Source organism: Variovorax sp. OK212 (assembly GCF_900112425.1).
Lineage (GTDB): Bacteria > Pseudomonadota > Gammaproteobacteria > Burkholderiales > Burkholderiaceae_C > Variovorax.
The window spans coordinates 554279-575458 of sequence record NZ_FOLP01000004.1; the positions used below are offsets into that span (position 1 = coordinate 554279).

The window sequence follows — 21180 nt, forward strand, 5'->3', positions numbered from 1 at the left end:
GCACGCTTTTCTAACCGAACACCATGACCTGCAAGAAATGCGAGAAGAGCGGCTTGTCGATCCTGCTGGTGCGGCCCACGGCCGTCGCCACCGACTCCGAGATCGCGCCCCAAGGCAGCGCCGCGCTGCGCACCCATGCCGGCACCGTCACGGCATTCGGCCTGCCCGATCTCGAGGCGAAGTCGAAGTACGCGCTGCGCCTGTTGCGCCGCGAAGGCTATGCCTACGTCTTCTTCCCGGGCGAGAAGCCGGCGGGCCAGGTCGGACGCTGGCTGGCTTACCGGGTGCATGACAAGGCAGCGCTGATCCAGAAGGGCGAATTTGCCTTCGAAGACAGCAGCTTCGCCTGCGACAAGAAGATCACGCACCCGCACGACGTGCGCACGATCTGCATCGCGGACCCGGAGCGTATTGCCACGGTGTGGGTCGGCTTCAGCATGAACTGGTGGAGCGACGCGATCAAGGCCCGTGTGGCGCGGAGCCTGAAAGCGTCAGGCATGGTCGAGCTGAGCCTGAGCGGCAAGCCACCGGCGCACGGCTTCGCGGCCGAAGCATCGATGCTCAACGCGCACGTGGCCGACTATGCGGTGCAGCACTTGAAGCACGGTGGTTTCGACGACGAGGCCACGCCGTTCTACCCGGCTGGCAACGTCGCGGCCATGCAGGCGGCCCGTGCGATGGCCGAGGTCATGCGCAAGCAGAGCGAAGGCCACCCAGGCCAGCCGATGGTGGTGGCCGTTCCCGATCCGGTCGGTCTTGCGGCCGATCTCAATGGCATCCGGCTGGCGCGGGACAGGAGAGACAAGGAACAACTTCTGGTGCCCGAGACGGCATGGCCGCTGATGACCCACCAGTTGTTGAGCAGTCTCAAGACATCCATCGAGGCCGGCGCGATGGCCGACGCGCAGGCGACCATCGGAGGCCGAATGTCGAAAGCGCGCTGGATCGAAATCGTGACCTCGACGCCGAGCATCCGAGAGCATGGCTATACCTGGATGCCTTCGGGGGGCACGGCCTCGGACGGCAGTCCCAATGGCGAACTGATCGGCCCCGACCGCGTCGCGCGCGAGGGGCGTGCCGGCTTCAACGGACGTGCGGAGGCCGCCGTTCGTTGGAGAGGAATTGCCAGCCAGATCGATGAAAAGAAGCGTCAGGCGTGGAAGCGGAAATTCGACGCACGAAGCCGCGCAACGGCCGATCGGCTGGAGCTCTTCGAAAACGACTGGCTCGCCGCTGCGCACGCGCCGGAAACGAAGGCTTACTTCGCGGGGCATTTCGACGAGAGCGATCCCAACAAGCGCACAGCTCCTGTGAGTCCGGGTGCCATCTACGCGGCGGAAAGCCACCGGATCCACTACCCCCAGCCATTGAGCAAGGTCGATTGCCATGAGCGCTACCTGGAAGATCTGCTCGGAAAGCCGATCACCGATCCGGCGTCGGTGGCTTTGCGCGCCATGTTTGCCAACCAGAAAAGCGCAATCGACAAGGTGCACGCAATGCTGATCGGCGACGCCGATCGCGACAACGAGAACAACATGCGCGACAAGGCGTTGGACATCTTCAAGGGACTGGTCACCGCCGAATGGGGGCCGAAGTACAGCTGGATGACTGCTCTCGTGATGGGGCTGTGCGCCGGCCAGTTGAGTGCCATCGCCGCCGCAGCCTTCCAGCTCGGCGTCAGTCTCAAATGGTCGGACGGCCTGTCGATCCCGGAGAAAGCCCAGAGATTCCTGAAGCGGCTGCCGGCGCTGGCGGTGGCCGAGCAGACCTTGCTCGGCGCCATGCGCACAGCCTTGGAAGGCGGCAAACCCAGTATCCCCGTCGTCATCCGATTCGAGTGGCTGATGGAGGAAGCGCTGGCGTACATGGAGAAGAATCCGTTCGACTACTCCGAGGCGGACCGTCGCGCAGTACGCGACAAGCGCGTGGGCAGCAAGATCGTCGTCAGGCAGATGGCCATGCTGGAAGCCGCGACCGGCAATTTCAACCTGATTCCCAGCGAGGCTCCGGTTTTTCCAGCCGCCTCATCCCGAACCTTTGGCGGATTGACCGGTGCGCAGTTCGAAGAGTTCGTCAAATCCCAGGACATGCAGACCCATGACAGGAGCGCACTCAAGAATATCAAGAGCTACATCACCAATGAGGCGGTTCACGAGCAGTCGAAGGCGTTCAGAACCGATCAGATGCTTGCAGGCGCGGTAATGATCGTGCAAGGCCTGGGTCTTATCTGGTCGCTGCGCGATCTCCTTAAAGACCTGGACAAGGGTGAGAACAGCAAGCTTCTCGACAGGTTTCTCAGCGTGGCGGATGGAAGTGCGGGCGTCTTCGGTGGGTTGCTGGAATTCCGGGCGGCGGGTCTTCAGATGCAGATGGTGGCGGAACACGGCGCCGCGGCGGGTACGGCGATGAGCCGTGTCAGCAGTTCGCTGAGCAACCTCAAGGCCGGTGCAGCGATGGCGGGGATGGCTGGGGGAATGCTGAACATGGTGATGTCGTTTCGAAAGGCGCAGGAGGCGGATCAGAACGGGGATAAGGCCGCTTACAGCGCGCACCTGATTGCTGGCGCCGCCTTCGCATTGAACGGTGCCGCCATGGCCCTTGTCTACAGGAACATCGTGACCCGCGGGGCAACCAACCTGGCACTGGGAGCGATCGCTCAAGACGTGGCAAGAACGCTGATAAGAAAGGGTTTGCAGGGAGTCTTTTTGACGGTAATCGTCTCGATGGAGGCGGGAGCGCTGATGCTCGGAGTCGCCAGTGTGATCAGCGGTGCGGCACTGGCGTTGTTGATCATCGGTGTGGTCGCCACCGTGGGGGCTGCTCTTGCGGAGCGTACCGAATTGCAGCGATGGGTCGCGCGGGGCTATTTCGGCAATAACGCTGAGGGGCGCTTCAAGGATATGGAAAGGGAACTGCTGGAATATGAGCTTCTGATGGAGCTCGTGCACAAACCCATGGCCAGCCGGGAAACCGCACGCCTGCTCAAAGCGCATTCACCGCCGCCTGCTGTGCCGTTGCTGCCGCAACCAACGCTTGACCCCTGGGATCCCATGAACGATGGCTGGGGCCGCTCTCGATGATCGGCGGCGTCAACACCAGGGGACGCAGTACGGATGAAGATCGCAGTGGCGGCAAAGTCGCCGGCCTCGTGAAGCGGTATACCAAGAGGCGAAGCGCCGGAGGTTCGGTTGGTCATGGTGGAAATCTCACAGGCGTGTATCCCGATGCCATCGAGTTTCAGAGGATGTACCTTACGGGCGCGGGAGGGTACTACTTGGCGGACTGCTTCTTGATCGGTGTGATCGGTACCTATCTGTTTACAACGTTCGCATTGGAAGGTGCCATCAGAAATGGAGCCTATGGGGCGATGGCCTTCGCCTACGTCGGCTCCTGGATGTTCTTCATCTTTTTCGCTTACCTCGAACTCTTCGCCCCCGCTGACAGCCCCATCTACTTCGACCGCAAGCATCGCAAGGTGTACAAGGTTCTTCAGTCCGGCGCTCGCCGCTGGGGTTTCTTCGGGCCGCGCAGATCCAGGCTGGTTGCCTACGACTGGGACCTGGTCGACGCCGAGCATCACACCACCCTGCAGGCCAGCACGGCCACGGCCAGCCGTGTGCATCACCTCGTCTTCCTGGTGCGAAAAAGCGAAGACGATGCCACCATCGTCGATCACTTCACCTTCGCTGGCGTCGACTTCGTGCCTGAGCTGTGGGAGTACATCCGGCGCTATATGGAGAACGGCGCGGCACCGCTCGTGCAAAACGAATTTCCTCCGGTGTCGAACATGGGCGCGTATGTGCCTTGGAGCGATTTCGGCGCCGTGGTGCCGTTTCTCGATCAACCGGGACGACGCTGGAAGGAGCAGCCATGGAAGACGCTCTTCAAATACATCGGCATGCCTGTCACCGTGCCGCTGTATGTGCTGTGGCTGTTCTTCAACCGCCTGACCGTGTGGACCGCGCAGAAGGTCGAATGGCCCAACGACATCACGAACGACCTGGGACGGCTGATCGACGAGCTGGACTTGCGTACCGGTACGTATCGCAGCCTCCGACCCGGACCCCCGCCCGTGTTGTGACCCGCAGCATCGTCGCAAAAGGAGCGAACAAAAAAGGGAGAGTGTGGCCAAGCGTGAGTACACCGGTGTGTTGAGCGCGAAAGTGAGTTGATCAAAAGACAAAAAAGGGAGTGGAAAAATGAAGAGCTACAAGCTATTCAAGCACCCCTCGGGTGACGTGACGACCATCAAGAAAGACTGGAATTGGACGGGCCTTCCTCTTCGGATGGATATCGGCGCTGTGCCATGGCGCGTGGCCACTTGCATCTTCTCGATGACGACGATTTGGGTCATGGCCCCAGCCTCAGGGAGGCTTGGATCAGCGTCACTCAGTGGTACCCGGTACTGCAACAGAAGGGCGGTGTTGGAAAAATTGGTGGCGGCATCACTTGGCTGATATTCCCTTTGATAGCGCTGATGTTCATTGGAAGCTCCGTCGGCCAATGCCTGACATGGCAAGCACGGTTTCTCAAGAAAATCGAGAACACGGGGAGGAACGCCTGATGTCGGATCCAGTGCCCCGGGACCTCCTGGCTATTGAAGTCGCAATAGCAATGGCCGTGATCGGTGTCGCATCGGAGCGCAGAGGGCTTCAGCGTCGGGCGCGTCGCAGCTATTTTGGAAAAGGCCGTGTGCTTTCCTGCGGGAGTATGGACTTCGAGGCGAGCGGGGTGAAACGCAAGGCAAACAGGATTGGCGCGTCCTGGAATGCGCCGCCATCACTTTCTCTCGACGCTCCTGGCACTTGGGGCTGATGCGATGGCTGGTCTTAACGTCACGGGCCGCAGCACCGACAAGGAAAGGTCGGAGGCCACCTCGCCTGGGCTGTTCCAACGCTACAAGAAGAAGGGACCGATAGCAGGGCCCGTCGACCATTGGGGGCGCCTGACTGGTGTCTACGCGAACGCCATTGAGTTTCAACGCATGCTGTTCCTGGGAGCTGGGGGTTATTGGGTGACCTATGGATTCGTGGCAGGAGTGCTGGGCACAGTTTTTTTGCAACTACTGGTTGTTCCTGGTTTTCTCGAACTCAGGGCCTATGTGTCGATCGTTTTCTGGCAGACCATGACATGGTTGCTCTTCATGTTGTTTGCGCATCTCGAGCTTTTCTCCCCAGCCGACCGCCCCATCTATTTCGACCGCAAGCACCGCAAGGTCTACAAAGTCATCTCCGTCGGTCCCCGGCGCTGGGGCTGCATTGGACTGCGCAAGGCCGTCCTGAAGGCCTATGAATGGAGCCTGATTGATGCCGAGCATCACGTCACCGTTCAGATATCGACTGCAACGGCGCAGCGCAACCATCACCTGGTATTCCTGGTGCGCAAGAGCAGCGGCGATCCCACCATCGTCGATCACTTCGAGTTCACCAACGTCGAAATCGTCTCGGCGCTGTGGGAGTACATCCGTCGCTACATGGAAGAAGACGAAGCCCCGCTGGCGGTCGGCGAGTTCCCGCCGCAGTCGACGATGGGTGTGTACAAGCCGTGGAGCGATTTCGGTGGCGTGGTGCCATTTCTGGACCAGCCCGCAAGACGCTGGCGCGAACAACCCTGGAAGGCCTTTTTTCAATACCTCGGCATGCCTGTCACCGTGCCGCTGTATCTGCTGTGGCTGTTCTTCAACCGCCTGACCGTGTGGACCGCGCAGCAGGTGGAATGGCCACAGCAGATCGTCGATGCCATCGGCCCATTGATCACCGAGCAGGACCTGCGCACCGATGCATATCGAAAGCTGCGCCCCGGGCCACCTCCTGCGGGTTGACGCGAAAAGTCGAGCAAGAAAAATGAGTTGCTTCGGGTTGTGCCTGATTCCATCGAGGTCAAAGGGATGCGTCGGATGATCGGCGGCTTCAATATCAGCGGCCGTAGCACCGACTTGGATCGAAGTGACGGCAAGGTCCTCGGCCTTGTCGAGCGGTATGCCAAAGGGCGAAAAACCAGCAACTTGGCCGGCCATGGTGGCAACCTCACGGGCGTGTACCCCGATGCCATTGAGTTTCAGCGTGTGTGCCTGACGGGCGCTGGTGGCCGATACCTCGCGGAGTGCTTTGCGATGGCGGTGCTGTTCAACTGGGCAGTGGTCGAGTTCGCTCTCGAAGGCTTGTTGCGCTACAGAGGGTATGGAACTCTTGTTTTCGGTTTGCTAGGACCTTGGATGTTTTTCATCTTCTTCGCTTACCTCGAACTCTTCGCCCCCGCTGACAGTCCCATCTACTTCGACCGCAAGCATCGCAAGGTGTACAAGGTTCTTCAGTCCGGCGCTCGCCGCTGGGGTTTCTTCGGGCCGCGCAAATCCAGGCTTGTTGCCTACGACTGGGACCTGGTCGACGCCGAGCATCACACCACCCTGCAGGCCAGCACGGCCACGGCCAGCCGTGTGCATCACTTCGTCTTCCTGGTGCGAAAGAGCGAAGGCGATCCCACCATCGCCGATCACTTCACCTTCGCTGGCGTCGACTTCGTGCCTGAGCTGTGGGAGTACATCCGGCGCTATATGGAGAACGGCGCGGCACCGCTCGTGCAAAACGAATTTCCTCCGGTGTCGAACATGGGCGCGTATGTGCCCTGGAGCGATTTCGGCGCCGTGGTGCCGTTTCTCGATCAACCGGGACGACGCTGGAAGGAGCAACCATGGAAGACGCTCTTCAGATACATCGGCATGCCTGTCACCGTGCCGCTGTATGTGCTGTGGCTGTTCTTCAACCGCCTGACCGTGTGGACCGCGCAGAAGGTGGAGTGGCCACAGCAGATCGTCGATGCCATCGGCCCATTGGTCACCGAGCAGGACCTGCGCACCGACGCATATCGCAGGCTGCGGCCCGGTCCCCCACCTGAAATGTGATTCGAAACGCCGTTGCGGCAGAAAGGAAAGGAGGTCGTCAGGCCAGACGTGCCGGTGTGTTGGGCGGAAGAAACCGCCGCGATCAAAAGAGAAAAATGGGAGTAAACAAAAAATGAAAAGCTACAAGATATTCGAGCACCCCTCGGGTGACGTGACAGCCATCAAGGAAGACTGGAGCTGGACGGCCTTCCTCTTCGGGTGGATATGGGCGCTGTGCCACGGCGTGTGGCCACTCGCGCTTGGCGTTCTGGCGCTTGGCATGCTGGTTGCCCACGCCGCGAAGGCGATCGGAGGCGCCGGCGAGGCCACCTTGGGTGCGATGGTTCTGTTCGGCCTCCTGAACAGCCTCGTCCTCGGAAGCATCGGCAACTCGCTGCGCGCGCGCTGGCAGATCCGCAAAGGGTATGTGTGCGCCGGAACTGTCGAGGCCGAAAACGCAGCGGCAGCCTTGCAAATCCACGCCGCCCGCTCCGACGGCGGGGCGCTCCGGGGCGGCTCGTTCCACGGATGATTCAGGGGCCCATCGCGCCGTAGGCAACCCCGCCACCGCACGGAGCGGCCTCCATCTACTCCCTTCGCCGTACCTCCAATCCCCCTCGCCTAGGCCATTAGCTAGGCCTTAAGGCGGATTTGCCTCCCGCCCACCGCGCCGGAAACTTCGTGTTTCTTTCTTCCCGGCACCCTTGCCGTTGACGGAGCGCGGATGAGTTGGCGAACAAAAGTGGTCTGGAGCGAGGGGATGCTGTTGCAGCCTCAGCACCTGCAGCAAAGCGAGCGTCAGGCCGATCACGCGCGGCATGTGCTGTTGCGTTCGACCACCCCCTACGCCTGGGGCTTTGTCGAGCTCGAGATCGACCCGGCCGCGCTCACGCTGGGCAAGCTGGCGCTGGTGCGCGCGGTCGGCATCTTCGGCGACGGCACGGTGTTCGACATGCCGGCGGTCGATCCGCTGCCCGACCCCATCGACATTCCTTCTTCCATGCGCGACGAAGCCGTGGTGCTCGCGCTGCCGCTGCGCCGCGCCGGCGCGCGCGAGGCCGACGCCGAAGACTATGAAGAGCTGGTGCGCCACCGCGTGCTCGAGTCCGAAGTGCCCGATTCGAACACCGCCGGCGAGCGCACCGCGATGCTGCAACTCGGCCAGCTCCACACGCGCCTGATGCGTGCCAGCGAAGCGACCGACGCCTGGACGACCGTCGGCGTGGCGCGCGTGGTCGAACGCCGCGTCGACAACCAGGTGCAGCTCGATCGCGCGATGCTGCCGCCGCTGCTCGACGTGGCCGGCCATGCGGTCATTCGCGCCTGGCTCGACGAACTGCTGGGCCTGCTGCGCCAGCGCGGCGAGGCGCTGGCCGGCCGCATGACGCAAGGCGGCACCGGCGGCGTGGCCGAGATTGCCGACTTCATGCTGCTGCAGGCCGTCAATCGCAACGAGGCCATCTTCGCGCACCTGGCCAAGAGCGCGGTGCTGCATCCGCAGCATTTCTTCGAGCACGCGCTGGGCCTGGCCGGCGAGCTCGCCAGCTTCCGCGATTCGCGCCGCGTGGCGCGCTTCGGCCCCTACATCCACGACGACCTCGCGCTCAGTTTCCGCCCGGTCATGGACGACCTGCGCCGCAGCCTGTCGATGGTGCTGGAGCAGTCGGCGATCCGCATCGAGCTGCACGACCGCAAGCACGGCGTGCGCGTGGCGATGGTCACCGACGTGGAGCTGCAGCGCAACGCCACCTTCGTGCTGGCGGTCAACGCGCACATGCCTTCCGAAGCGCTGCGCGCGCGCTTTCCCACGCAGGTGAAGATCGGCCCGGTCGAGCGCATCCGCGACCTCGTCAACCTCGCGCTGCCCGGTGTCACGCTCATGCCGATGCCCGTGGCGCCGCGCCAGATTCCGTTCCACTCGGGCGCCAACTACTTCGAACTCGAGACGCGCAACAGCGACCTGTGGCGCCAGCTCGAGCAATCGGGCGGCATCGCGATGCACATCGCCGGCGACTTCCCCGGCCTGGACCTCGCCTTCTGGGCGATACGCGCATGACCTCCCTTCCTTGCGCAGTTCGCGCACTTCGTGTCGCCACGCCAACCTCCTTCCAGGGGGCGACGCCAGCGGCGCGGCAAAGCCGGTTGTGCGGCGTCGCACGAATGGGCGCCGTCCGTGTGGAGCCATCATGAGCACACCTCCCGATCCCTTCGCCGCCTTCGAGTCCGAACGCACGGTCATCAAGCCCAAGCCACGCACGCCGGGCGGCATGCCGCCCGCGCCGGCCCCGGCGCCGTTCTTCGGCGGCGCCGATCCGACGCCCGCGGCAGACGTGGGTGAGCTCGGCCTGCTCAACCCGCTCGTGTCCGCCGCCGGCAAGCTGCTGGTGCTGATCGGCAAGCTGCGCAACCTCGCGCAGCCGCCCAACGTGCCGGCACTGCGCGCCTCCACCGCCGACGCGGTGAACCAGTTCGACGCCGGCGCGCGCCGTGCCGGTGTCAGCAACGAATCGGTGCTGGCCGCGCGCTACGTGCTGTGCACCGCGCTCGACGAGGCGGTGGCCAACACGCCCTGGGGCGTGCAGGCCGGCTGGAACAAGCAGAGCCTGCTGGTGCAGTTCCACAACGAGACCTGGGGCGGCGAGAAAGTGTTCCAGCTGCTGGCCAAGCTCGCGCAGGACGTGCCCGCGCACCGCCAGCTGCTCGAGCTGATCTACAGCGTGCTCGCGCTCGGCTTCGAGGGCCGCTACCGCGTGGTCGACAACGGCCGCGCGCAGCTCGACTCGGTGCGCCAGCGCCTGGCCGACCTCATCGCCAAGGACCGGCCCGCCGTCGAGCCCGAGCTCTCGCCGCACTGGCGCGGCCAGGGCGCGGGCACGGTGCGCCTGCGCGAGTCGCTGCCGCTGTGGGTGTTCGCGGCCGGCTTCGCGTTGCTGCTCGCGCTCGCATGGTTCGGCCTGCGGCTCACGCTCAACTACCGTTCCGACACCACCTACGCAGCGGTGTCCAGCCTGCGCGCGCCCAACATCCAGATCGCGCCACCGGCCTTGCCGGCGAAGACGCCGCGCCTCGCGCGCTTCCTCGAACCCGAGATCAAGCAGGGCCTGGTCACGGTGACCGACGAGGCCGACCGCAGCGTGGTGCGCCTGCGCGGCGACTCGTTCTTCGGCTCCGGCAGCGCCGAGCCCATGGCGCAGTCGCTGCCCGTGCTTCGCCGCATCGGCCAGGCGCTGGCCGAGGTGAAGGGCGAGGTGCTGATCACCGGCCACTCCGACAACCAGCCGATCCGCTCGCTGCGCTATCCGTCGAACTGGCACCTGTCGGCCGCGCGCGCCGACGCGGTGAAGGGCGCACTCACCACGCTGGTCGACCCCGCGCGCATGCGCTCCGACGGCAAGGCCGACGCCGAGCCGGTGGCCGCCAACGACACGCCCGCCAACCGCGCGAAGAACCGCCGGGTCGACATCGTGCTGCTCACGGAACCCGACCGCGTCGCGGGTGTGAGTCCGGCGGCCCAGGCGACTCAGGCAGCCCAGGCCGCGCCAGCTGCGCCGGCCACGGGAGCGACGAAATGATCAAGAAAATCTTCGGTTTCCTGTTCAGCCCGCTGCTGCTGACGCTGCTCGCGCTGCTCATCGTCGCGCTGCTGATCTGGTGGGTCGGCCCGCTGGTGAAGATCGGGTCGCTCGCGCCGCTGGAAAGCGAAACGGTGCGTGCCATCGTCATCGGCGTCATCGTGCTGGTGGTGCTGTTGCGCGCGCTGTACCGCCGCTGGCGCGCGCGCCGTGCAAGCCAGCACCTGACCGAAGGGCTCATGAAGGCGCCCGCCGCGAAGACCGGCGCGCCGGTCAACGGCGAGCAGCAGATTCTCGACACGCGCTTCAGCGAAGCCGTCGCCACGCTCAAGCAGATGCGCCTGCACGCCGCCGGCAAGAAGCCGGGCTGGCGCGACTGGATGTCGATCTCGGGCGGCAGCTACCTGTACGACCTGCCGTGGTACGTGTTCATCGGCGCACCGGGCGCGGGCAAGACCACGGCGCTGGTCAACTCGGGCCTGAGCTTTCCGCTGGCCGAGAAGTTCGGCCCCGGCGCCATCCGCGGCGTGGGCGGCACGCGCAACTGCGACTGGTGGTTCACCGACGAGGCCGTGCTGATCGACACCGCCGGTCGCTACACCACGCAGGACAGCCACCAGTCGGAAGACAAGAGCGCGTGGGAAGGCTTCCTGGGCCTGCTGAAGAAGGCGCGCCCGCGCCGGCCGCTCAACGGCGTGTTCCTCACGGTGAGCGTGGCCGACCTGCTGAGCCAGGGCCCCGAGGCGCGCACGCAGCTCGCGGCATCGATCCGCGCGCGCCTGCTCGAACTCGACAGCAAGCTCACCACGCGCCTGCCGGTGTACGTGCTGGTCACCAAGAGCGATTTGCTCTACGGCTTCACCGACTACTTCGACGACCTGGGCAAGGAACAGCGCGCGCAGGTCTTCGGCTTCACGCTGCCGGCCGACGAGAACGTGCAGCTCGAGGAGAAGGGCCTGTCGGCCGCTTTCCACCGCGAGTTTGCGCTGCTGCACAACCGCGTGAACGACGGCCTCATCGCGCGCATGCAGCGCGAGACCGACGGCACGCGCCGCGCGGCGATCTTCGGCTTCCCCGCGCAGTTCGGCTCCATCGGCTCGCTCCTGTCCGACCTGCTCGATCAGGTGTTCACCGGCTCGCGCTTCGCGCAGCCGCCGTGGGTGCGCGGCGTGTACTTCACCAGCGGCACGCAGGAGGGCAGCCCGATCGACCGCGTCATGGGCAGCCTCGCGCGCAGCTTCGGCATCGAGCGCGCGATGCTCGCGCCGCAAAAGAGCAGCGGCCGCAGCTACTTCCTGACCGCGCTGCTGCGCGAGGTGGTGTTCCCCGAGCAGCGCCTGGCCGGCGCGGACGTGAAGCTGGAGCGCCGCCGCCACACGCTGCGCGTGATCGGCGTCACCGCCATGACGCTGGTCACCGTCGGCCTGCTGGCGGCCTGGGGCTACAGCACGCTGCAGAACATGAACTACCTGAAGTCGGTCGAGGCGCGCGTCGACCCGGCCCGGCAGAACCTTGCGGCGCTGCCCGCGCGCGTGCAGAACCTGGTCGAGGTCGCGCCCGTGCTGCAAAGCCTGCGCGACATCTGGAAGACGCCCGACAACCGGCAGGGCGACGAGCCGCTGTCGATGACGCTGGGCCTGTACCAGGGCGACAAGCTCGACGCCGCCGCCATGCTCACGCACCAGCGCGCGCTCAACGACGCCTTCCTGCCGCAGATCGCCAAGCGCATCGAGGACCAGCTGCGCACCGCGCAGAAGGACAATCTCGAGTTCACCTACGAGGCGCTCAAGAGCTACCTGATGCTCTACCAGCCCGAGCACTTCGACCCCGAGGCGCTGAAGGCCTGGATCACGCTCGACTGGTCGCGCAACCTCGACCGCGGCATTCCCGAAGACCAGCGCAAGGCGCTCGAAGACCAGCTCGACGTGCTCATTGCGCAGGGCCCGCCGCGATCGCCGCTGAAGATGGACGAGAACCTGGTGCGCAGCGTGCGCGCCGTGCTCGCGAGCTACCCGCTGGAGCAGCGCGTGTTCAGCCGCCTGAAGCGCCAGCGCGCCACCAAGGACATTCCGGCCTTCAGCGTGGCCACGGCCACCGGCCCCTCGGGCCCGCTGGTGTTCGAGCGCATCAGCGGCAAGCCGCTGAGCGACGGCGTGCCGGGCATGTTCACCTACGACGGCTATCACAAGCGCTTCCAGAACGAGGTGACGGTGCTCACCGGCCTGCTCGCCAACGAAGACCCGTGGGTGCTGGGCCAGGACCGCAGCGCCGCCGACCGCCTGCGCGACGTGGCCGCGCTCGGCGCGCTGACCGACCGCGTGCGCCGCCTGTACCTCGAGGAGTACGTCAAGCAGTGGGAAGCGCTGCTGGCCGACGTGCGCCTCATCCGCGTGAGCGGGCTCGACAAGAACATCGAGAGCGCGCGCATTCTCTCGGGCGTCGATTCGCCGCTGGCGAACTTCCTGCGCGCGGTGGTCAAGCAGACCACGCTGATACCGGCGGCCGATGCCAACAAGGACGTGGTCAGCAAGGCCACCGAGACCGTGCGCAACACGCGCAAGGGCCTCGAAGACCTGTTCGGCGGCGACCCCGGCCGCCAGGTGGCGCCGGGCAAGCGCATCGAGAGCATCGTGGACGACCGCTTCGAGTCGCTGCGCCGGCTCGTCACCGCGGGCGGCCCGAACCAGCCCGCGCCCATCGACGATGCGCTCAAGCTCTTCAACGAGGTGTATGTGTACCTCAACGCGGTCGACACGGCCGTGAAGGGCCGCACCTCGCCGCCGCCCGGCGACGTGGCCGGCAAGCTCAAGTCCGACGCGGGCCGCCTGCCCGAGCCGGTGCGCTCGATGGTCGAGAACCTGAGCCAGGCCGGCGCGGCGCAGGCGCAGGTGGCCGAGCGCGGCAACCTGAGCCAGGACCTGCGCCCCGTGGCCGAGTTCTGCGCGCGCGCCATTGCCGGGCGCTACCCCTTCGTGCAGGGCAGCAAGCGCGACGTGCTCCCCGAGGACTTCGGCCAGATGTTCGGCCCCGGCGGCCTGATGGACGACTTCTTCCAGAAGCGGCTGGCCGCGCTGGTCGACACCAGCACCCGGCCGTGGCGCTACAAGCCCGTGGCCGAGCGCGGCGCCATCACCGCGCAGGCGCTGGCGCAGTTCGAGCGCGCCGCGCGCATCAAGGAGATCTTCTTTCGCGGCGGCGGGCGCGGCCCGTCGATGCGGCTGGACTTCAAGCCGGTGGAGATGGACGCGGGCATCACGCAGTTCATCCTCGACGTCGACGGCCAGCTCGTGAAGTACGCGCACGGGCCGGTGGTGCCGATGGCGGTGCAGTGGCCGGGGCCCAAGGGCAGCAACCAGGTGCGCATCCAGGTGAGCCCGCCGTCGACCACCGGCAGTTCGGGCGCGGCGGTGGACGGGCCCTGGGCGCTGTTCCGCGCGCTGGACGACGGGCAGCTCGAGGCGGGCGACGCGCCGGAGAAGTTCTTCATCACCTTCCAGGTGGGTGCGCGCAAGACGCGCTTCGAGGTGACGACGAACAGCGTGCAGCATCCGATCCGGTTGCGCGAGCTGCGGGAGTTTTCCTGTCCGGAGGGGCTGTGAGCGTGGCTTCTTCTGTTTCCTCTTCTTCAGCGCTCTTTGCTTCGGCGGCGTTGCCGGGGTGGTTCGGCAAGTTGCCCGGCATGGGGGACTTTGCGCATCGGCGCCTGCCCGAGGGGTTTCGCTCGGTGTGGGATCAGTGGCTGCAGAGGGGGATGGTGCGGCTGCGGGACCTGCATGCGGACTGGACGGAGCGGTATCTGGAAGCGCCGATCTGGTGCTTTGCGCTCGGGGCCCGTGTGGTGGGCGACGGTGCGTGGATTGGGGTGTTGATGCCTTCTGTCGACGGGGTGGGGCGGTACTTTCCGTTCACGCTGGCGGTCGAGCTGGATTCGTCCGTCGGGACCGAGCTTCGCGGGGAGGCGCTGGTTGCGGCGCTGCAGTGGTGGGCTCGGGGGATTCAGGCTGCGCTTGAAGGGCTCGAGGGAGATCTGGATGCGCTGCGGTTCGATGCGGTGCTGCAGCGGTTGTTTGTGGCCTGTACGGCGGGCGATGGGAGCGTTGTCGAGTCGCTTGATTTGCCGGCGGCGGGGGCTTCTCTTTGGCTGGGTGATCCTGCGGTTGCTGAAGGGATTCGGATGCCGAGCGTCGGGTTGCCTGTGGATGCGCAGTTTGATGCCTTGTTTCTTGGCTTTGCGGAGGAGGGGTGAAATGAGCTTCTTCTCCTGTCTTGCTTTCCGAGGCCGGGTCTCGCCCCGGCAGGCGACTCACTTTCTTTTGCTTCGCCAAAAGAAAGTAAGCAAAGAAAAGGCGACCCTGCTGTCTGCGTCCCTTCGCTTCGCTACGGGCAATCTGCGGTGCTCACGTTTCGCGGGGTCTCGCAGAACTCGCTTCGCTCAAACAGCTGCGAGCCCTTGTCCGCGAAACGCTCCGCTCCTCGGCACAGCCAGAAGGGCTTGGGGAGCGGAAACCGAACACGCCATCACTTCGCTCGGCACGAACGGCTGCAGGCGCGTAGCGCCTGCAGCCGCATGGGGGCCGAGCGTAGCGATGGCCTGTGTGGTTTCTCCTCCCCTCTGGCTGCGCCGAGGAGCGGAGCGTTTCGCGGATCAGGGCCCACCCTTGTTTGAGCGAAGCGAGTTTGGGTGGGACCCCGCGAAACGTGAGCACCGCAGGTTGCCCCGTAGCGAAGCGCAGGGGTCGCAGACAGTGGGGTCGCCTTTCTTTTGCCTACGTTTCTTTGGCGAAGCAAAGAAAAGTAGGTCGCCTGCCGGGGCGAGACCCGGCCCCGGAACAAAAAACGATTGCAGCGTCCAAAAAGAAGGAGCCCGTCCATGACCGACTCCCCTCCAGAAGACGACCGCACCCGCGTCATGCCCAAGACGCCCCAGCCAACGACAACCGGCGACACCTCCGCCACGGTCATCACCGTCGGAGCGCCCGTCACCGCCCCCGCCACCGGCACAACGGAAGCCGGCCTCCTCCCCGTAGCCAGCCGCCTCGCAGAATTCGAAGTCACCCGCGTCATAGGCCAAGGCGGCTTCGGCGTCGTCTACGAAGCCTGGGACCACACGCTCGAGCGCGTCGTCGCCATCAAGGAATATCTCCCGACCTCCTTGTCGACAAGACAACAGGACGGCACCGTCGTCCCCTTGTCCGAACGGCACAGGGAAACCTTCGACCTCGGCATGCGCAGCTTCATCAACGAAGCCCGCCTGCTCGCCCAGTTCGACCACCCGTCGCTGCTCAAGGTCTACCGCTTCTGGCAGGAAAAGGGCACCACCTACATGGTCATGCCCTTCTACCGGGGCGAGACGTTGAGGGAGGCACTGGTGGCCATCCCCGCGGGCGTGGACGAAGCCTGGCTCCTCCGCATCATGGACGGCATCACGCAGGCGCTGGCGGTGATGCACAACGCCCATTGCTACCACCGCGACATCGCCCCCGACAACATCATCCTGCTCGAAGGCTCGGGCCGCCCGGTGGTGCTCGACTTCGGCGCCGCGCGCCGCGTGATCACCGACAAGACGCAGGCCATCACCGTCATCCTCAAGCCCGGCTACGCGCCCATCGAGCAGTACGCCGAGATGCCCGACATGTCGCAGGGCGCGTGGACCGACGTCTACGCGCTGGCCGCGGTGATGCACGTGGCCGTGTGCGGCCGCGCGCCGCCGCCCTCGGTGGCGCGCCTGCTGTCCGACAGCTACGTGCCGCTCGCGGGCAACGAGATCCTGCGCGAGCGCTACAGCACGCGCCTGCTCGAGGCGATCGACGCGGGCCTCGGCGTGCGGCCCGAGCAGCGGCCGCAGTCGATGGGCGAGTTGCGCGACGCGCTCGGCCTCGAGGTGGGCCACAGCATCGCGCCGACACCGCGCACGCAGCCGCCGCGCAGCGCCGGCACGGCCAATGCCGACGCGGCCACGGTCATCGCCGGTGTCGACAAAGCCACCAGCAAGGGCGCCGGTAAAGCGCAGCCAGCGCCCGATGCCGGCAAGGGCAAGGGCAAGGGCAGCAAGACCGTCGTCGCCCTCGCATCGATCGCCGTGCTCGCCGCCGCAGCCGGTGGCGGCTGGTGGTGGCTGCAGGGCCGCGCGGGCAGCAACGAAGCGGACACCGGCACCCGGCAGGCCACCACCACGACAACGAGAACGACAACGACAACGACCGCGACCGCGACGCCCGCTCCGCCACCCGACACCAAGGTGGCAGAGACACAGCCGCCACCGCCTCCACCACCGCCGCCCGCACCCGCGCCGCGCACCCCCACCGAATCCATCCAGTCCCTCGCCGCCGGCGCCGCGCCCGGCTTCGACGTGACGGCCGCGCCGAAGAAGCCGGAGGTGGCCATCGGCAAGGACCGCCTGGCCTTCGAGGTCCGCAGCAAGCGCGAGGGCTTCGTCTACGTGTTCCTGCTGTCCAGCGGCGGCGAGATGTTCCTGCTGTTCCCCAACCTGCTGGACAAGTACAACAAGATCACCGCCGGCGGCGCGCTCTCGCTGCCGCGCGCCTCGTGGCCGATGGACGCGGGCGGGCCCGCCGGCACCGACCAGTTCGCGGTGCTCGTGAGCGAGCATGAGCGCGACTTCAGCGCCGCCGGCGTGCAGAACGACGGCGTGTTCCCCGTGTTCCCGCTGCCGGTGCTGGCCGCGCTGGAGGCCACGCGCGGCACCGGGCCGTCGCCGCTCCTGGGCAAGCCCGTGTGCGCGCCCAACACCCCGTGCAACGACGCCTATGGCGTCGCCAATTTCAAAATCGTCGAGAAGTAATCGTCTGTAGAGCGCCGGCCCGCGCGCCGCCCCTTTTCCGGACAAGGAGACTTTCATGACCGCCTCATCCTCGCCGCTGCAGCCGCAGTTCCACGCCATCGCGCTTCGCTGGGCCGTGGCGGCCGCCGCCGCCTCGCTCGCGGGCTGCGCCGTGCCGCCGCCGGCTTCGACCGGCACCGCCGCCGCCGCGCCCGACACCACGGCCGCCACGCCGCGCACACCGCCGCCGGCCGGCGCCAGCGTGGCCGGCCAGGCGCGCACCTTCTCCACGCAGCTCGCCACCTACACCTCGGTGAGCTTCGACGCGGTGCCGGGCTGGGCACGCGACGACTTCTCCGAGAGCTGGCCCGCCTTTCTCGGCAGCTGCAAGGTGCTCACCGGTCGCGGCGCCGAATGGAAGGACGTGTGCGCCCGCGCGCTGCGCGTGGACGGCAAGAACACCAACACCATCCGGGGCTTCTTCGAAAGCGAGTTCTCGGCCTACCAGATCCGCGACGACGACCGCCGGCCCGATGGCGTGGTCACCGGCTACTTCGAGCCCGAGATCGCGGGCGCCCGCCAGTACGGCGCGCCGTTCATCTACCCCGTGTACGGCCAGCCGGAAGACATGCTGTTCGCCGACGCGCGCAAGCTGCCCGCGGGCAACGGCACGGTGGCCGCGCGCGTGGAAGGCCGCAACGTGGTGGTGCAGACCGGGCTGAGCACGCGCGACATGGGCGCGCCGGGGCTCTACGCGCTCGACCTCTCGGGCATCGCGCGCGACACGCTCGACCGCAAGGTGCGCCTGCGGGTCGAGGGCAAGCAGCTGCTGCCGTACTACACGCGCGAGGAGATCGAGACCAAGGGCGCGCCCAACGCCAAGGTGCTGGCCTTCGTGAGCAGCGCCACCGCGCTGTACGAGATGCAGATCCAGGGCTCGGGCCGCATCAAGCTGGCCAGCGGCGAGATCATTCGCGTGGCCTACGCCGAGCAGAACGGCCAGCCCTTCCGCCCGACGCTGGCGCAGGCCGCCAATGGCAAGCCGCGCAGTCCGGTGAAGGTGCGCGGCTCGTCCATCGAGCTGCAGCTGGACGACGGCGACGACGACGATGCCGGCGCGGCCGGTGCTGTCGACAGCGGCGCCATCCGCACGCGCGGCTTCACGCTCGCGCGGCCCGCGGCCAGCGGGCCGGTGGTGGTGCCGGGGCGGCGCGCGGCCGGCGGGGCCGGTGGGGTGATGGGCTCGGGCATCAAGGACCCGAGCTACGTGTTCTTCAAGGAAGCCACCTCGCCCGTCGGCGGGCCGGTGGGCGCGTTCGGCGTGCCGCTGTCGGCGGGGCGCTCCATTGCGGTCGATCCGCGCAGCACGCCGCTGGGCTATCCGGTGTTCGTGTCGACGCGCACGCCCGGCAGCGGCGCGCCCATGCAGCGCCTGACCATCGCGCAGGACACCGGCGGCGCCATCCGCGGCGCGGTGCGGGCCGACTATTTCTTCGGCAACGGCCAGCAGGCCGCGACCAACGCGCGCCGCATGAAGGAGCGCGGCCAGCTGTGGATCCTGTTGCCGCGCGGCCTGGCCGTGGCGCAGGCGGCGGCATCGTCGACCATCCGCACGCGCGGCGGCCCGGTGGGCGCGGACCTGCCGCAGTGCCTGGTGCCTTCCGAAGGCAGCTGCGTCGACGACTGACCGATCGGGCGCCTCGACCTTCCATGCAGGAAACGCTGTCGTCCGCGCAAAGCAGCGAGCTCGTCCGCCTCTGGCGGCGCCGGCAGACGCTGTCCCCGAACGACATGGGCGCCATGTACCGCATCGTGGGCGATGCGCTGGTGGCCTGCAACCCGCCCGAGCTGCAGGTGCTCGGCGAAGGCCGCCAGGAGCTGGTGGCGCAGTTCATCTACGTGAAGGTGCTGCGGCTCGACGCCGACCCCGACGAGGCCGAAGAGCGCGCGGGCCACAGCGCGCCTTCGACGGCCTTTGCGCTGTGCGCTTACTTTCGCCGCTACCTCATCGACTGCACGCGCGCGAGCGCGTTCCGCCGCAAGCTGTCCATCGGCGATCAGGTCACCGAGGCCCAGCTCGAGGACGCGGTCGGCGCCGACGAAGACCTCGACGGCTGCCTGGCCGAGCACGGCCTGAGCGCGCAGCGCGTGCAGCTGGCCGCGCGCGCCTTCATCGCCGAGCTGCCCGAGCCCGAGCGGCTGCTGCTGTGCGAGGGCTTCGGCAAGGAGGCCGAGGGCGGGCTGTCGGGCATCGCCTCGCGCCACGCTATTGCGTCGTACCACTACCGCGCGGGGCGCCTGGGCCTCGTGCACAAGCGCGAGGGGCTCACGGCGGACTACGCCCGGACCCGGCTCGGCGGCTGGATCCAGCAGACGCTGGGCATCGCCATCGAGCCCGGCAACATGGCCGCGATCCTGCAGGTTTTCAAAATCCTGGGGGCTGAAGCGTCTTATGCCTGAAGACATAGCCATTCAGGAACAGACGCCATGACCACCGACCTCTGGCCCCCGCTCAGCGTGATTCGCCAAGCGCTCGAAACCCGCGCGCCAGAAACCCGCGCGCCCGTGCCCGACGCCGACGTGGCGAACGACGCCCCGGGCCAGACGGCCGTCGTGGCCATGCCCGGTTCGGCCGCCGGAACGGGCGTCGAACCCGCAGCGCCGGGCGCGCCGCCGCACGACCTGCTGCTGCCCCTCACCGAGCTGGCCCGGCGCCGCGAGGCGGTTGCCCAGCGCGCCTTTCCGGCCCGCTGGGCGCCGGGCCGCCTCGTCAGCGTGGTGCACGAGGGGCGGCTGCTCGGCGTGCTGCTCGACCGCTGCATCCACGGCGAGCTCTGGCAGGGCTGGATGGCCGCGGGCGAGCCCGACTGGGCCAGCGCCTTCGACGTGCTGCTGGAGCCCGGCGACGAGCCCTTCGAACCGATGTTCGGCGTGATCCAGGCGTGGAACGTGCTCACGCTCGAGCCCAGCCCGCAGCTGTGCGCGCGCGTGCTCGGCGAGGTGTCGGCCACGCGGCTGGCCGCGATCCGCGCGGTGCACGACGAATGGGCCGCGCACGCCACGCTGGCCATCGCGCCCGAGCCCGGCCACATCGCGCTGCGCAGCGTGGGCGGCGTGTTCTCGGTGCTGTCGGGCACGCCGCTGGGCCCGCAGGATCCGCGCACCGACTACCAGGCGCTGTACCGCGACGCCGGCCTGCAGCTGGGCCGGGCGCTGGTGGCGCCACAGGCCGATGCGGGAGATGCGGCCGATGCGGCCGATGCAGCCGATGCCTCGCCGTCGCCGCGTGCGCGGCCGCAGGCCGGGCCCGAGGGCGGCTGGTGGGGCAGCATCCGCCGCTGGTTCGGCGCCGAGGGCTGGGCGCGCCCGGCCTTCGCGGTGCTGGCGCTGTGCGTGGTGATCCAGAACGTCGGCCTGCTCGGCGGGCGCGACGCGGCCGAAGACGACGACGTGCGCTTTCGCGCCGTGCCCACGGCACCCGCACCGACGCGCGCCGACCTGGTCGTGCGCTGGAAGGCGGGTGTGCGCATGGACGAGGCCGACCGGCTGCTGCAGTCGATCTCGGCCGACGTGGTGGGCGGACCGGGCGGCAACGGCGCATGGCGCCTGCGCGTGCCGGAGCCGGTGGACGCGCTGGCGGTGCTGGCGGCCTCGCCGCTGGTCGAGTCGGCGGGTCCCGCAACGGAGCAGCGGCCATGAGGCGCGCCGCGCTGTATCGGTCTTTCTCGCTGTCCTTCCAGGGGGGAACGGGGGAGGGGGCAAGCGGCGCATTCGACAGGCGCTCTGCCTGCCCCCATCCCGGCCTTCCCCCAGAGGGGGAAGGCGCAGAGGCAACACGGGGCTTCGGGACTTGCTCCCTCCCCTCCCGGGGGAGGGCTGGGGTGGGGGCAAGCGGCGTATCCATCGGGCGCACTGCCTGCCCCCATCGCAGCCTTCCCCCAAAGGGC

14 protein-coding genes are annotated in these 21180 nt (G+C 67.2%); all 14 read left to right on the forward strand.

Annotated elements, in window-relative coordinates; all coding sequences use genetic code 11:
• The first annotated feature begins 23 nt into the window (after positions 1-23).
• On the forward strand, positions 24-3080 hold the full coding sequence (locus tag BM004_RS16215) for a T6SS effector BTH_I2691 family protein (protein ID WP_093214832.1): 3057 nt from the start codon (positions 24-26) through the stop codon (positions 3078-3080).
• Positions 3077-4081 (forward strand): DUF6708 domain-containing protein, encoded by a 1005-nt coding sequence (locus BM004_RS16220; protein WP_143072632.1) that lies wholly within the window; start codon positions 3077-3079, stop codon positions 4079-4081. The genes BM004_RS16215 and BM004_RS16220 overlap by 4 nt, the downstream gene beginning before the upstream one ends.
• Positions 4082-4321: 240 nt before the next feature.
• Positions 4322-4564 carry a hypothetical protein gene (locus BM004_RS16225; RefSeq protein WP_143072631.1) on the forward strand — a complete coding sequence of 81 codons (243 nt, stop codon included), beginning with the start codon at positions 4322-4324 and terminating at the stop codon, positions 4562-4564.
• 204 nt (positions 4565-4768) lie between these two features.
• Positions 4769-5821 carry a DUF6708 domain-containing protein gene (locus BM004_RS16230; RefSeq protein ID WP_143072630.1) on the forward strand — a complete coding sequence of 351 codons (1053 nt, stop codon included), beginning with the start codon at positions 4769-4771 and terminating at the stop codon, positions 5819-5821.
• Positions 5822-5860: 39 nt separating this feature from the next.
• Complete coding sequence (locus BM004_RS40660) at positions 5861-6901, forward strand: DUF6708 domain-containing protein (protein ID WP_143072629.1); 1041 nt, start codon at positions 5861-5863, stop codon at positions 6899-6901.
• Between the two features lie 112 nt (positions 6902-7013).
• On the forward strand, positions 7014-7412 hold the full coding sequence (locus BM004_RS16235; RefSeq protein WP_177206746.1) for a DUF2628 domain-containing protein: 399 nt from the start codon (positions 7014-7016) through the stop codon (positions 7410-7412).
• A 192-nt stretch (positions 7413-7604) separates the two neighbouring features.
• The gene (tssK, locus tag BM004_RS16240) at positions 7605-8936 is read left to right on the forward strand and encodes a type VI secretion system baseplate subunit TssK (protein ID WP_093214844.1); all 1332 of its coding nucleotides are present in this window, start codon (positions 7605-7607) and stop codon (positions 8934-8936) included.
• 130 nt (positions 8937-9066) lie between these two features.
• Positions 9067-10452: a DotU family type VI secretion system protein gene (locus BM004_RS16245; protein WP_093214847.1), complete on the forward strand. Its 1386-nt coding sequence runs from the start codon at positions 9067-9069 to the stop codon at positions 10450-10452.
• Positions 10449-14051 (forward strand): type VI secretion system membrane subunit TssM, encoded by a 3603-nt coding sequence (tssM, locus tag BM004_RS16250; protein WP_093214848.1) that lies wholly within the window; start codon positions 10449-10451, stop codon positions 14049-14051. Before BM004_RS16245 ends, tssM begins: the two co-directional genes overlap by 4 nt.
• Positions 14052-14053: 2 nt before the next feature.
• The gene (tagF, locus tag BM004_RS16255) at positions 14054-14698 is read left to right on the forward strand and encodes a type VI secretion system-associated protein TagF (protein WP_371271206.1); all 645 of its coding nucleotides are present in this window, start codon (positions 14054-14056) and stop codon (positions 14696-14698) included.
• A gap of 624 nt (positions 14699-15322) precedes the next feature.
• Entirely contained in the window at positions 15323-17254 is a 1932-nt protein-coding gene (locus tag BM004_RS16260; protein WP_093214853.1) for a serine/threonine-protein kinase, read from the forward strand.
• A gap of 55 nt (positions 17255-17309) precedes the next feature.
• A complete protein-coding gene (locus BM004_RS16265) occupies positions 17310-18920 on the forward strand; it encodes a murein transglycosylase A (RefSeq protein ID WP_093214856.1) in 1611 nt (536 codons plus the stop codon).
• 23 nt (positions 18921-18943) lie between these two features.
• Positions 18944-19693, forward strand: a complete 750-nt coding sequence (locus BM004_RS16270) for a hypothetical protein (RefSeq protein WP_093126998.1) — start codon at positions 18944-18946, stop codon at positions 19691-19693.
• A gap of 27 nt (positions 19694-19720) precedes the next feature.
• Entirely contained in the window at positions 19721-20932 is a 1212-nt protein-coding gene (locus BM004_RS16275) for a hypothetical protein (RefSeq protein WP_093214858.1), read from the forward strand.
• Positions 20933-21180: the final 248 nt, after the last annotated feature.

Coding starts and splice junctions, on each gene's coding strand:
- BM004_RS16215 (WP_093214832.1), top strand. CDS start 24: ATGACCTGCAAGAAATGCGAGAAGAGCGGCTTGTCGATCCTGCTGGTG.
- BM004_RS16220 (WP_143072632.1), top strand. CDS start 3,077: ATGATCGGCGGCGTCAACACCAGGGGACGCAGTACGGATGAAGATCGC.
- BM004_RS16230 (WP_143072630.1), top strand. CDS start 4,769: ATGCGCCGCCATCACTTTCTCTCGACGCTCCTGGCACTTGGGGCTGAT.
- BM004_RS16235 (WP_177206746.1), top strand. CDS start 7,014: ATGAAAAGCTACAAGATATTCGAGCACCCCTCGGGTGACGTGACAGCC.
- tssK (WP_093214844.1), top strand. CDS start 7,605: ATGAGTTGGCGAACAAAAGTGGTCTGGAGCGAGGGGATGCTGTTGCAG.
- BM004_RS16245 (WP_093214847.1), top strand. CDS start 9,067: ATGAGCACACCTCCCGATCCCTTCGCCGCCTTCGAGTCCGAACGCACG.
- tssM (WP_093214848.1), top strand. CDS start 10,449: ATGATCAAGAAAATCTTCGGTTTCCTGTTCAGCCCGCTGCTGCTGACG.
- BM004_RS16260 (WP_093214853.1), top strand. CDS start 15,323: ATGACCGACTCCCCTCCAGAAGACGACCGCACCCGCGTCATGCCCAAG.
- BM004_RS16265 (WP_093214856.1), top strand. CDS start 17,310: ATGACCGCCTCATCCTCGCCGCTGCAGCCGCAGTTCCACGCCATCGCG.
- BM004_RS16270 (WP_093126998.1), top strand. CDS start 18,944: ATGCAGGAAACGCTGTCGTCCGCGCAAAGCAGCGAGCTCGTCCGCCTC.
- BM004_RS16275 (WP_093214858.1), top strand. CDS start 19,721: ATGACCACCGACCTCTGGCCCCCGCTCAGCGTGATTCGCCAAGCGCTC.